Annotated in this window: 13 protein-coding genes; 3 read left to right on the top strand and 10 right to left on the bottom strand. The window is 63.9% G+C overall.

Going from position 1 to position 12,489, the window contains the following annotated elements:
* Nucleotides 1–140: 140 nt before the first annotated feature.
* Nucleotides 141–530, bottom strand: coding sequence for a hypothetical protein (locus LWF01_RS04895; RefSeq protein WP_349639924.1), 390 nt, complete (start codon nucleotides 528–530; stop codon nucleotides 141–143).
* Nucleotides 530–1,204: a MarR family transcriptional regulator gene (locus LWF01_RS04890; protein ID WP_349639923.1), complete on the bottom strand. Its 675-nt coding sequence runs from the start codon at nucleotides 1,202–1,204 to the stop codon at nucleotides 530–532. Before LWF01_RS04890 ends, LWF01_RS04895 begins: the two co-directional genes overlap by 1 nt.
* 166 nt (nucleotides 1,205–1,370) lie before the next feature.
* Between LWF01_RS04890 and LWF01_RS04885 the strand changes: the two genes are divergently transcribed.
* A complete protein-coding gene (locus tag LWF01_RS04885; RefSeq protein ID WP_349639922.1) occupies nucleotides 1,371–1,922 on the top strand; it encodes a hypothetical protein in 552 nt (183 codons plus the stop codon).
* Here LWF01_RS04885 and LWF01_RS04880 read toward each other — a convergent pair.
* The 8 genes from LWF01_RS04880 to rimP form a co-directional block, all read right to left on the bottom strand.
* The gene (locus LWF01_RS04880) at nucleotides 1,919–2,605 is read right to left on the bottom strand and encodes a hypothetical protein (RefSeq protein WP_349639921.1); all 687 of its coding nucleotides are present in this window, start codon (nucleotides 2,603–2,605) and stop codon (nucleotides 1,919–1,921) included. The two genes, LWF01_RS04885 and LWF01_RS04880, sit on opposite strands and share 4 nt — an antisense overlap.
* Nucleotides 2,606–2,613: 8 nt before the next feature.
* Nucleotides 2,614–3,531, bottom strand: coding sequence for a tRNA pseudouridine(55) synthase TruB (gene truB, locus LWF01_RS04875; protein ID WP_349639920.1), 918 nt, complete (start codon nucleotides 3,529–3,531; stop codon nucleotides 2,614–2,616).
* A gap of 9 nt (nucleotides 3,532–3,540) precedes the next feature.
* A complete protein-coding gene (locus tag LWF01_RS04870; RefSeq protein WP_349639919.1) occupies nucleotides 3,541–4,338 on the bottom strand; it encodes a VldE C-terminal domain-containing protein in 798 nt (265 codons plus the stop codon).
* Between the two features lie 132 nt (nucleotides 4,339–4,470).
* On the bottom strand, nucleotides 4,471–4,902 hold the full coding sequence (gene rbfA, locus LWF01_RS04865) for a 30S ribosome-binding factor RbfA (RefSeq protein WP_349639918.1): 432 nt from the start codon (nucleotides 4,900–4,902) through the stop codon (nucleotides 4,471–4,473).
* A 504-nt stretch (nucleotides 4,903–5,406) separates the two neighbouring features.
* Nucleotides 5,407–8,298 carry a translation initiation factor IF-2 gene (gene infB / locus LWF01_RS04860; RefSeq protein ID WP_349639917.1) on the bottom strand — a complete coding sequence of 964 codons (2,892 nt, stop codon included), beginning with the start codon at nucleotides 8,296–8,298 and terminating at the stop codon, nucleotides 5,407–5,409.
* A 101-nt stretch (nucleotides 8,299–8,399) separates the two neighbouring features.
* Complete coding sequence (locus tag LWF01_RS19250; protein ID WP_432761987.1) at nucleotides 8,400–8,741, bottom strand: YlxR family protein; 342 nt, start codon at nucleotides 8,739–8,741, stop codon at nucleotides 8,400–8,402.
* A gap of 1 nt (nucleotide 8,742) precedes the next feature.
* Complete coding sequence (nusA, locus tag LWF01_RS04850) at nucleotides 8,743–9,729, bottom strand: transcription termination factor NusA (protein ID WP_349639915.1); 987 nt, start codon at nucleotides 9,727–9,729, stop codon at nucleotides 8,743–8,745.
* Between the two features lie 68 nt (nucleotides 9,730–9,797).
* Nucleotides 9,798–10,262, bottom strand: coding sequence for a ribosome maturation factor RimP (gene rimP, locus LWF01_RS04845; RefSeq protein WP_349639914.1), 465 nt, complete (start codon nucleotides 10,260–10,262; stop codon nucleotides 9,798–9,800).
* A gap of 136 nt (nucleotides 10,263–10,398) precedes the next feature.
* On the opposite strand from rimP, the gene LWF01_RS04840 reads away from it, so the two are divergent.
* Nucleotides 10,399–11,466, top strand: coding sequence for a ferritin-like domain-containing protein (locus tag LWF01_RS04840; RefSeq protein ID WP_349639913.1), 1,068 nt, complete (start codon nucleotides 10,399–10,401; stop codon nucleotides 11,464–11,466).
* Nucleotides 11,463–12,488 (top strand): aminoglycoside phosphotransferase family protein, encoded by a 1,026-nt coding sequence (locus tag LWF01_RS04835; RefSeq protein ID WP_349639912.1) that lies wholly within the window; start codon nucleotides 11,463–11,465, stop codon nucleotides 12,486–12,488. Before LWF01_RS04840 ends, LWF01_RS04835 begins: the two co-directional genes overlap by 4 nt.
* Nucleotide 12,489 lies beyond the last annotated feature (1 nt).

Here is a 12,489-nt window from a genome sequence, read left to right as displayed (position 1 = left end):
CTACCGCTGGCGGGCGTCACGGGAAACGACTATGGCTTTTTGCGGTAAGTCGTTGAGCACAGTCATGTCATTCCCCTCCTCGCTGTCGGTCCGTAATCCGACTCTAAGGACGTCTTCCGTCATCGCGCCAGTTATTTTCTTTAGATGAACAGCCATCGGGTCAGCACGCCGATCGCGGTGGCCCAGAGCAGCGAGGCGAGCGTTCCGATGATGAAGCGCTCTGCTGCGCCCACTGTGTTCTTCAGCTCGGCGAAGCGGCCAAGTCCCTTCACCGCGATGACGAAGGCAATCGCTTCCGGATAGCCAGCAAGAATAGCTATGGTCACCGCGAGCCGCTCCAGAATCCCGATCCACAGGCCACCGCGGAGCACCTCACGTTCTGCCGCTTCCGATGGCGCCGGGTCCGATCCCACAATGGTGTCGATACCAGCGGCGTCCCGCGACGTGGCTATCTGCAGGAAGGCTGCAGTCACCGGCCAGCCGAGGACGCCGGACACGGTCACCGCGATTAGCGCCACGACGACATCCATTAGCTTTCTCCTTCATCGTCAGCTCGCGCACGCACTGCCGCCAGTACCCGGCCGGCGGCAATCCGTCCGGCCTCTTCTTCGGTCCAGCCGGAGGTACTGAGCGATTTGCTCACCGCCTGCGGTGTTATGCCCAGCGCCTTCGCCGCGGTCTTCTGCCGGCCTCTGACTGTCTCATATCGACCATCGCCCAGCTTCTTGCGAATCAGATTGACGACACGCCATTGCGCCTCGCTTCTTTCCTGCACGAGCCGACCCAGGAGGCGCAGCACGGCCTGTGCGTCCACGGTGCTCAGTGCCGTCTGATCCACTTCGGCCATGTCGTCGGGCAGAGATCGGACCGCGACGGGCACACCATTGCGTTCGTCCTTCGCCGCTTCGACGGCATCGCGCGCGGCAACGAATGCTGCTCCCCGGGCTTCCCGGCTCGAGGTGGGCATCGGGGAATCGATCGTCCCGATCCCGATCCCGACGTACCAGTCGCCCTGCTGCAGAAGCTGCAGGGTTATGTCGACGGCGGCATCGGCGTGCAGAACGACGCCCTGCACCTCATCGCCGACCGTGCGTTCAAATGGAATTGCGCCGACCCACTCCCCGGAGTTCAGCACGTCGAGCAGTTCCGGAACACGATCGGCACTGTCCCGGCTGTTTCGCTGGTCAATCGTCAGTACGAACATGCTTCCATCCTCGCCGGTTGTTTTACAGAAATCAATCACATGAGGTTGATAACTGGAAATCAAACGCTTGAGGTTGACTGTTGCGGCTCGCGATATCCGCCAATACCGGGAATACTGACAACTTTGGACTCGCATCGCCCTCACCTCGCAAGGAGTAAGCCCCACCATGTTCTCAGCACCGTCTGCCCGGCGACCGGCCCGACGACGACCCGCGGCGTCGCGCCTCGCAGTCGCGGCCACCCTGCTGGCACTCACGGCAGGGACGATAACCGGAACAGCGGCAACCGCCCAGACGCCGTCCGGCGACGACCGGCCCACGGTCACCGGGAACGCCGACGGTTCGGAAGAACTGCGCTACCCGGATGGCTCGCGGTTCCGCACCCAGCCATCGATCGCCGCCGCCGGAACCAATGGGCACGGCAGCTTCAGGTGGAGCAGCCAGTTCAAGAAGAAGGTGAATTCCCGGTCGTGGAAAACCGGTAAACGCGCCAACGTGTACGTCAAGGTCAATGAGATCTCCCGTTGCAACCGAGGTGCCATCAAGCTGGAGCTTCGAGACCGGGAGGGCGATCGTGTCGGCACGACCCGCAAGGTCGGTTGTTCGGGGGGCAGCTACGTCTGGAAGCTGGTCAGAAAAGGGACCTACTACTTCGTGCTCACCGACGACAAGAGCGCCCGGACTACGCACGTGGCAAAGGGCGACGTCCGGTACGACTAATCGATCCTGCGATCAATCCGGCGAAAGGCGAACTCACTCAGCACGTAGGCCGATGACGCAGCGACGATGAATCCGAAGGCATACCAGACCTGTGACTCGTAATCGCCGATCGGCGTTACCGCCTCGGACATGCTCCAGAGCAGCCCGAAACCGATGAAGTAGAAAACGCAGGAGAAGGCATACGTGAGCCGGCCTTCCCAGGCACCCCGGGCCAGAGCGACAACGGCAAGCGTGATCGCGACCAGGGCGAGGATTCTGACGATCAGCATCCAGGGCCATTCCCGGGTCAGGGAATCGGCGATCAGCAGTTGCAGAACCCGGGCGCCACACAGCGCAAGGACCATATCGAGGAACGGTCGCAGCAGAACCCAGCGACCGGGCTCCTTGGCGCCGGCCGAAACCGAATCGGACATCGAAGACCTGACCACACAGCGATGCGCAACCCAATACAACCCAAGACACGCCGCAACGGCGGTTACCGCCCCGACCGGCTTGAACGGGACGTTCGCGACCTCGCGGGTGTCCACGATGACGCCGACCGCGCCGACAAAAAGTGCCAGAGTAAAGCCGAAACGGCGCAGCAGGTAGCCGAGCAGATACCAACGTCGGGGCTCCCCCGCTATGGCTATTGGATGCCGCGACGAGTCAGCGATATGTCGGAGATCCGAACTATTTTCCTGCATTGTTCGACCTAGCTGAAAACGACGACAGGCTTTGCCTTGCCCCGAATGTTTTCCACTATGGCCACCAGGTCGCCCTGCTGGCCAATGCAGGCGACCGGGCCGGGATTACTGCTCTCGGCAATCCACTGCCCATACCCCAGCGCCCGGACATCATCGTCGCTGAGATCCCGCACGGCCAGGCACTTCCTGGCGACCTCGGCCAGCGACATCAGAGCCGGAGTTTCCGCCGGTTCATCCCAGCCAGGTAATTCCAATGCCTCATTGACGGAGAATCGTCCGACCAGTGTTCGCCTGAGTGCGGTCAGATGGCCGCCCACCCCGAGTCCGTTACCGAGGTCGCGGGCAAGCGCCCGAACGTACGTTCCGGAGGTGCATTCGACCGTGACGCTCAGGTCGATGGCTCCCACCTCACGCTGCACGTCGAGCAACTCAAAGCGCCGGATCAGCACTGGGCGCGGCTTGAGCACGACGTCCTCGCCGGCCCGTACCCGCTGATAGGAACGCACTCCGTCCACCTTGATCGCGCTAACGGCGCTTGGCACCTGTTGAATGTCACCGGTGAGCGCTGAGATCCCCGCGCGGATGTCGTCATCCGTGATGCCACCGAGGCGGGTCGGATCGGCGAAGGCATCGGCCGTGCTGTCAGCGTCGTCGGTGGGCGTCGAGGACCCGAGCCGGATAACGGCGGAGTATGTCTTGTCCTCGCCGACCAGGTAGGTCAGCAGCCGGGTGCCCTTTCCCACGCCAAGCAGCAGCAGGCCGGTCGCCATCGGATCGAGTGTGCCGGCGTGGCCGACCTTCTTGGTGCCGAGTAGGCGCCGTGCCCGGGCAACGACATCATGGCTCGTCCAGCCCTGGGGCTTGTCGACTAGCAGGATCCCGGTCGGCGCAGGCGTAGTGTCACCGTCGCGCGCAGTATTGCCCATTCAAACGTCTCAGTTGACCGAGACGTGTACGTGGTCCATGTGGTTCGCCGTAGGGCTGCCCCGGTCTGCCATGCTGCGCCAGCTGCTGCTGCCCGACATCGAGATGCGCTGGCGCCAGATGATGTAGCTGACACCGAACTCGCTCGAGTGGTTCTGCAGGTAACGTGAGATGGCGTCACCCAGCTGCTTGTCGCTCGTCATGATGTCGAGCGCGCGTCCATCGTTGTGGTCCGAGTCGGAATCCTGCCGGATGCCGCCGTAGCTCTTCACCTCGGGAAACGCCTTGCAGATGGCCCGGTGGATCTTGATCGTGTTCGACTGCAGGCCCTGCTCGACCGACGAACCGTGTGAGCACGGCGCATCGCTGACCTCCGGAGCTGCGGAGTCAGGCGCCGAAGATGGCGAGTCATCGCTTGGCTTCGGCTTGGCAGGCTCGTCGAGCTCGGAGACCATGCCGGCCTTGGCCTTCGCAGCCTCTTTCTTGGCCTCTGCCTGCTTGGCGTCCTTCGACTGATCACCCTTGGCGACGTCGTTGGACGCCTGACCCGGCGCCTGGCGCTCACTGCTGCGCGAGGCCGGTTCCTGCGATCGCTCGACCGAGGCCTGGGACTGTGCGGCGACGTTATCAGTGGTCGGTTGGCTGGTTCCGACGAAGGCGCTGCCGACGAGAACTACGACCGTCAGCGCGGCGGGCATTGCCAGCGCCGCGCCTCGAGGCGTGCGTGCCCCGAGCACCTTTCGAGGTGACCGCAGAACGCGGACAGCGTCCGACGCCCGGCTGGCACGTGCTTCGGTGTGTTTACCCAAGCTTGAAACTCCTAATACAGATCGCAGTCGTGATCAATTCGTTACCTTCGTATCGAGTGTAGGGCAATGTAACGAAAAGGTGAAGTTGAACTTTCACCGGACCGCACCGCAGGGGCCCTTAGAGCCGCGGGATCAGTCGTCGGAGTCAGTCTTTTGCCGGTACGGGTCTTCCTCGCCGGCCGGCCGGGCCGAGGAGGCGAGCCTCGAAACTTCGGCATCCCGCTCGGCTGCCGCCCGCAACAACTGGTCCAGTTCGGCCGCCTTCTTGGGGACGGCATCGGCAATGAACTCAAGGGTCGGAGTAAGCCGGATGTTTAGATTCTTGCCCACCTCGCTGCGCAGCATGCCCTTCGAGGATGCCAGCGCCGCGGCGGTCGCCTCAAGATCTGAGTCCTCGCCGTACACGGTGTAGAACACAGTCGCGCTCTGCAGGTCGCCGGTCACTCGCACATCGGTGATGGTGATGAAGCCGAGCCGGGGATCCTTGACCCGCTTCTCCAGCGTCTCGGCCACAACGACCTTGATCCGGTCAGCTAACTTCCTGGCACGTGCCGGATCAGCCATTTGGTAACTCCTATGATTCTTCGATCGACAGAAAACTGATTAAGCGTACGACAAGCTGGGCTGCCGGCGAGGAACGCCCTGCTCGCGAGAGGCCGAACCTTCGAGAAATCGGGGCCAGCGCCAGGGAGTGGTTCGGGCATCAAAGCGAGGCCGCTTGCGGCCGAGCCGGGCGAGGCGTTGGCCCCGATTTCTTGACATGCACTACGAACGCGACCCGTCACGGACGGACCATCCGCGAGGAACGCGAACTTCGTGCAAGAACGCGCCTGAATACGCGCGCGGTCCTACACCCAGTCCGCGTTCTGCCACACCTGCTCGCGAGAGGCCATGGCGCAGGATTTTGGGAGACCCGGCAGGGTGTGGCTCGGGCATCAACCCCGAGCCACACCTGCTCGCGAGAGGCCACACGACGGTTGTTTCGAGCCCTGCCAGGGTGTGGCTCGGGCATCTGTCGCGAGGCACGAGCGACATGGGCGAGGCAGGGCTCGAAACAACCGGCAAACACTACGAACGCGGCTTTTCCCGCATCTCGAAGGTCTCGATGATGTCGCCTTCCTTGACGTCGTTGAACGACCCAAGACCGACACCACACTCGAACCCTTCGCGGACCTCGGTCGCGTCGTCCTTGAACCTACGCAGCGATTCGATCGCAAGGTTCTCGCCGACGACGACGCCATCGCGAGTCAGACGCGCCTTGGCGTTGCGGACCATAACGCCGTCGCGAACGATGGTACCGGCGATATTGCCGAACTTCGAGGAACGGAACACTTCGCGGACCTCTGCGGACCCGGTGTGCACCTCCTCGTATTCCGGCTTGAGCATGCCCTTGAGCGAGTTCTCAATATCGTCGATCGCACCGTAGATGACGGAGTAGTACCGCACATCGACGCCTTCGCGCTCGGCCAGATCACGGGCTTTCGCCTCAGGCCGGACGTTGAAGCCGATGACGATAGCGTTATCGACCGTCGCCAGGTTGATGTCGTTCTCGGTGATGGCGCCGACGCCGCGGTGAATAATCCGCAGCGCAACGTCATCGCCGACATCAATCTTGAGCAGCGAATCTTCGAGCGCCTCAACGGCACCGGAGACGTCACCCTTGAGGATGAGGTTAAGCGTGTCAACCTTGCCCTCTTCGAGCGCCTTGGTGAAGTCTTCGAGGCTGATCCGCTTGCGGCTGCGAGCCTGGGCGGCGTTGCGCTCGATGGCGTCACGCTTTTCGGCGATCTGACGGGCGGTGCGATCATCGCTGGTGACCAGGAAGGTGTCACCGGCACGTGGCACCGAGGACAGTCCGAGCACCTGCACGGGACGGGCCGGACCGGCCTCGTCCAGGGACTTGCCGTATTCATCGAACAGGGCACGGACGCGGCCATAAGCCGTTCCGGCCACGATGGCATCCCCCTGGCGCAGCGTTCCGGACTGGATCAGCACTGTCGCAACCGCGCCGCGTCCCTTGTCGAGGTTCGCTTCGATCGCGATTCCGCGTGCGTTCTTCTCCGGGTTGGCACGAAGCTCAAGCTCGGCGTCGGCGGTGAGCAGAACAGCTTCGAGCAGTTCCTTGATACCCATACGCTTCAGCGCGGAGATCTCGACGAACATCGTTTCGCCGCCGTACTGCTCCGCCACCAGGTTGTACTCGGTCAGCTGCTGCATGACCTTGCTCGGGTTCGCGCCTTCCTTGTCAACCTTGTTGACCGCCACCACGATCGGCACATTGGCCGCCTGTGCGTGGTTCAGCGCCTCAATCGTCTGCGGCATGACGCCGTCATCCGCAGCGACGACCAGGATGGCGACGTCGGTGACCTTGGCACCACGGGCACGCATCGCGGTGAACGCTTCGTGACCTGGCGTATCGATGAAGGTGATCGCACGATCCTGGTCCTCGTGTTCGACGTGAACCTGGTAGGCACCGATGTGCTGGGTGATGCCACCCGCTTCGCCGGCGACCACATCAGAGGACCTGACTGCGTCGAGGAGCTTGGTCTTACCGTGGTCGACGTGACCCATAACGGTGACGACCGGCGGACGTGGCATGAGTTCTGCCTCGTCTTCGGCACTGAGTTCGCCCTCAAGGTCGATATCGAAGGTACCCAGCAGCTCTCGATCTTCGTCCTCTGGCGAGACGATTTCGATCTTGTAGCCCAGTTCCTCGCCGAGTACCGCGAAGGTGTCTTCGTCGAGGGACTGTGTCGCCGTCGCCATTTCACCGAGGTGGAACAGCACGGTGACCAGGCTTGCCGGATCGCAGTTGATCTTCTCTGCGAAGTCGCCAAGCGAGGATCCGCGGCGCAGTCGCAACGACGTGGTTCCGTCGCCGCGTGGCACCGTGACGCCACCGACGCTCGGCGCCTGCATCTGTTCGAGCTCCTGACGCTTCGCCCGCTTCGACTTCCGCCCGCGAACCGGACGACCGCCACCACGACCGAAAGCGCCCTGGGTTCCGCCGCGACCGCGGCCACCCTTGCCGAAGCCGCCGCCTGGACGACCGCCACCGGCAGGAGCTCCACCCGGAGCGCCGCCTGGAGCGCCGCCACGGCCTGGGGCACCGGGACGTCCCGCGCCACCACCGGGAGCCGGACGGCCACCGCCGCCGCCACCTGGGCGTCCGACAGTGCTGCGTCCCGGCATCATCCCGGGGTTAGGACGTGGTCCGGCACCGGGACGCGGGCCTGCGCCCGGACGTGGTGCCGGCGGACGAGGACCGCCCGGCTTCTGGGCAGCGTCGGATCGACCTTCGGGACGCTTGTCTGCGGCGTCCTTACGCTGGCCCGGACGGGGCATGCCCTGCGAGGTAGCGAAAGGATTGTTGCCCGGACGCGCTCCCGGTGTCGGGCGTGGACCGCCCGGACGGGGCATGCCCTGCGAGGTGGCGAATGGATTGTTGCCCGGGCGAGTGCTTGCGGGCTTTTCCTTCGTGGCCGGAGCAGGCTTTGCCGCGCCGGAATCGGCGGGCGCTTCCTTCGCGGCAGGCGCAGCAGGCTTTTCCTTCGCTGCGGGCGCAGCGGGAGCCGGCTTTGCCGCCGGGCCGGGCTTCCTGACCGCAGGCTTGGGAGCCGAAGTAGCCTCGGCCGGCTTCTCGGAAGCGGTTGATTCTTCGGCGGCCGGTTTTGCCGGAGCAGGCTTAACCGCGGTGTCCGAATCGGAGGCAGGTGCTGCCTTCGCCGCTGGACGGGCCGGGCTGGCCGGTGACTTTTCTGCTGGCTTCCTTGCCGGAGCCTTCTTCTCGGCTGAACCGGCGTCTGCCGGGAAAGCCTCTTTAAGTTTGCGGACGACCGGCGCTTCGACTGTTGAAGACGCAGAGCGAACGAATTCGCCCATATCTTTCAGTTTCGCCAGTACGGTCTTGCTGTCTGTGCCGAGCTCTTTAGCCAGCTCATGGACACGGGGCTTTGCCACATCTCTCCTGTCTTGGTCCGCAAACCCTGACAGGCGCGAACCAGCTATTTCAGCGCAGAACTCATCGATAGCTCAATTCGTGCTGCGTCATTACTTGGGACTCATTTCTGAGTTCTCACTTGCAGTCCATCGGTGTCTATACCCGCTTCCACATTGGTTTTCACGTACTGAACAACGGCGTCAACTTCCGTTCGCCCACTGACTTTCAGTGCTCGAACAAATGCATTCCGCCGCTGCGCCAGCTCCACGCACTCTACCGAGCGATGCAACCAGGCACCACGCCCGGACAAAGTTCGTCGCGGATCCGGAACGACTACGTTTGCGCCAGCCGTACCTTGCGTCTCCGCCGCGAGGACGGTTCGAAACAGCAGGTGCTGGCTGGCACGCTGACGACAACCAATGCACGTCCTGACGACGTGCCGCGGTTGAACAGCTTCGACCATTCTACCCTGCTTCTGGCGCCGGGGTGACGCCATCGGACTGGATGTCAATCCGCCAGCCGGTGAGCTTGGCCGCGAGACGAGCGTTCTGGCCTTCTTTTCCGATCGCCAGCGACAGCTGATATTCGGGAACGACGACCCGCGCGGACCGGGCCTCTTCGTCGACGATCTCGACGCTTACTGTACGGGCCGGCGAGAGAGCGTTACCGACGAACTTCGCCGGATCATCGTCGAAGTCGATGATGTCGATCTTCTCTCCGTTGAGCTCCGCCATGACCGAGCGGACCCGTGATCCGAGTTCACCGATGCAGGAGCCCTTGGCGTTGACCGTCGGGTTCGTCGCCTTCACTGCCATCTTGGTTCGATGGCCGGATTCCCGGGCGATCGATACGATCTCCACGGTGCCATCGGCAATCTCCGGGACCTCGTGGGCGAAGAGCTTCTTGACCAGATTCGGATGCGTACGGGACAACGTGATCGACGGCCCCTTCATTCCCTTGTGCACGTCAACCACATAGGCACGGATCCGGGCTCCGTGTTCGTACGTCTCGCTGGGAACCTGTTCGTGCGGCGGCAGAACCGCTTCAACGGTTCCGAGACTCACCTGGATCATGTGCGGGTTGCGGCCCTGCTGGATCACTCCTGCGACAAGTTCACCTTCCCGGCCACGGAACTCGCCGAGCACCGACTCGTCTTCGACGTCGCGCAGTCGCTGCAGAATCACCTGACGCGCGGTCTGGGCGGCGATCCGGCCGAAACCACTCGGCGTGTCGTCCCATTCGCCCACCGGCTCGTTCTCGTCATTGAATTCGGTGGCCCAGATCGTGACGTGGCCGCTTTTGCGGTCAAGCTCCGCGCGCGCCACCGGTTCCGCGCCCTCGGTACGGTGATAGGCCACCAACAAGGCCTGCTCGATCGTGGTGATCAGCACCTCGAGCGGGATTTCCTTTTCGCGTTCCAGCATCCGAAGCGCGGCTAAGTCGATGTCCATGACGGTCCCTTCGTTTTCAGTTGTCGTTTTCAGTTGTCGCCGGCTGCGAGATCCGCCGGCATGCGAGGCTACTTGAACTCGAGTTCGACCTGCGCGGTCTTGATCTCCGGGTACTTCAGCGAGGTTTGCTGACCGTCGATGTCCAGCACAGGACCGTCGTCGGCGACGTCAAGCAGGCGGCCAATCAGCTTATCGCCTTCCTGGGTTTTCACCGCAATGAGCCGGTTGAGCGCCCGCTTCCAGTGCCGCGGTTCGGTCAGCGGCCGGGTCGCTCCTGGGGAAGAAACTTCCAGCGTGTAGGCGCGGCCACCGAATGGTTCGTCCTGATCGAGGACGTCACTCGCTGCGCGAGATACCGAGGCAACCGTGTCGAGACTCACAGATCCGGTCTGGTCCTCGGGCAGGTCAACCACGAGTTGCACGACCCGCCGCGACCCGACGACAACTATCCGGATGTCGTCCAGAATCAAATCGTGCGCGGCAACCGCGGGCTCAAGTGTCCCGGCCAGGCTGCTTTCTTCCTCGGTTCGCAAGTGTTGCCCTTCGTTGATTGATCACTTCAACCACCAACCATAATCGTTCCGACGCGCTCATGGCATGATCGTAGCTACGATGGCTGCTCACCTAATACACCCGCCGGCGCCCCGCCGCCTCCCGTCGCGACGATCGATGCTCCTGACAGCGGTGTTCGGTTCAATCGCATCGCCATTGCTTACCGGCTGCGGCGTCCGGGTTGACGACTTCGGTCCGGCCGAGACACTGACACCCGATGCCGCAGAGCTGGCCCGGCGGGCCGTCTCCGAACCGCTGCAGTCCAGCCTGCGTCAGCTCGCAGAGCTTGAGCCACTGATCAAATCCGGAAGCGACACCTTCGTGCTGGTGCAGCAGTGTAAGGACATGCTGGCCACCCAGTTGACAAGTCTCGGCAGCAAAGGGGGCTCCAGCGCGACGGATGCTCCCACCGGCTCGTCAACGCCCACTCCTTCGGCCACGCCGACACCCACCGCATCGGCCGAGGAACTGGTCAACGGCATTGTGGTCTCGCAGTCCACCGCGATCACCACGGCGCTCGGAGCGCTCGACACCGTGTCCGGCCCGTACGCCCGGCGACTCTCCAGCATCGCCGCCGGAGGCACGACCATGGTGAAACGCTGGCTGGCGGTCAATCGGTTGAAGGATCCGGGCACGAATTTCGCTGACTGGGTCGCCGCCATCGACCGGCCGGACAGCACCCCGTCCGCAAGCCCGACCGACCCGGCATCGGCAAGCGGCCCGGCAACCGGATCACCAACTGACACGCCGGCATCCCAGGCGGAGCTGTCCGCGCTCGGCGCGCTGCTGGCCGGCTGTTACGCCGCCAGCTATGGCTATCAGGTGCTCGCAGTGCGACTGCGGGACGCCGAGCGGACCAACGCGGAACGACGGATCGGCGAGCTCGAAGCGCTGGGTGACGAGCTGGCCGGCATACTCGCCGCCGCGAAGGCCGACGTTCCCTCGCCGGAACCCGGCTACGCGCTGCCGTTCGAGGTGACGTCGCGGGAATCTGCCACCCGCCTGGCAGGGCAGCTCGAGTCCGGACTGTCGGATCTGGCCGGAGATGCTCTGGCCAGCAGCTCCGCCGGGGCTCGGATGAAGCCCGCTGAGTGGATGATGACAACCGCCGTGCTCGCCAGCAGTTGGTCTGGAACTCTGGTCGCGCTGCCAGGTTCCTCGAAGGCCGCTGAACCGTCGTCATGATCGCGATACCCGAGGTCCTCGCCCGCAGCGTACGGCTGGAACTCGGCCACGAGGACGCCGCACGCTGGATCCGGGCGCTACCGGATGTCGTCGACGACCTGCTGGCCCGATGGAAGCTGACTGTCGAATCGCTGAGCGGAACTCCCTGGGCCGGCTATCAGAGCATTGTGCTGCCGGTGCGCACTGTCGACGGCGTTCCTGCGGCACTGCGGGTTGCCTCGCCGATCGCAAACAATCCAGCCGCCCACCAGCAACTCCGCTCCGCCCTGGAGACCTGGGACGGGTTCGGCTCGGTCCGGCTGATGGCGGCAGACGCAGGGCACAATGCGACGCTGCTCGAACGACTCGACCAGACGATCGACCTGAATTCGGTTCCGCTGCAAACGGCCGCCTCCATGTGGGGCGGTGTGGTCCGAGCGCTGTCCCGTCCCGCGCCTCCTGGCCTGGTCACCGTGCAGGGCACGGCGCAACGCTGGATCGATGATTTCCCAGGCAAGGCGGCCCAGTTGCTTCCGTCCTTCAGACTGTTCACCGGCACCGACAACATGCTGGTGCAGGCCACGCTGAACACTGCCCGCGCGCTGGCAACGGCACCGGACGCCTACCTGGTGCATGCCGACCTGCACTACAGCAACGTGCTCTCCAGCCATCCCGACCCAGCGAACGGGCAGCGGACCTGGAAGGCGATCGACCCGTATCCGGTGAGCGGCCCGGTGGCTTTCGCGGTGGCTCCTATGCTCTGGAACCGGTTGGCGGAAGTCCCCGCCAACGAACCCGAGGAACAGGCCGCCTGGCTGCGGGCGCATTGCACAAGTCTGTGCCACGCAGCAGGCATCGACCCGGCTCAGGGCGCGGCGGTTTCAGTGGCCCGGGAGATCGAGAACCTGTTCTGGTATCTCGCCGATTTCGCCCAGGGTGATCAGCGAGCACATGCGGACGCGGCACGCTCACTGTGGGTTGCGCGGGCGATCTCCGGGCACAGCGTCGGCGGGATCGACGTGCATTCGCTAGCCGGCCTCTAGC

It is taken from the genome of Saxibacter everestensis (genome assembly GCF_025787225.1).
GTDB lineage: Bacteria > Actinomycetota > Actinomycetes > Actinomycetales > Brevibacteriaceae > Saxibacter > Saxibacter everestensis.
The sequence above is the reverse complement of the archived record's forward strand: the minus strand, read 5'-3'. Positions and strand labels throughout refer to the sequence as shown.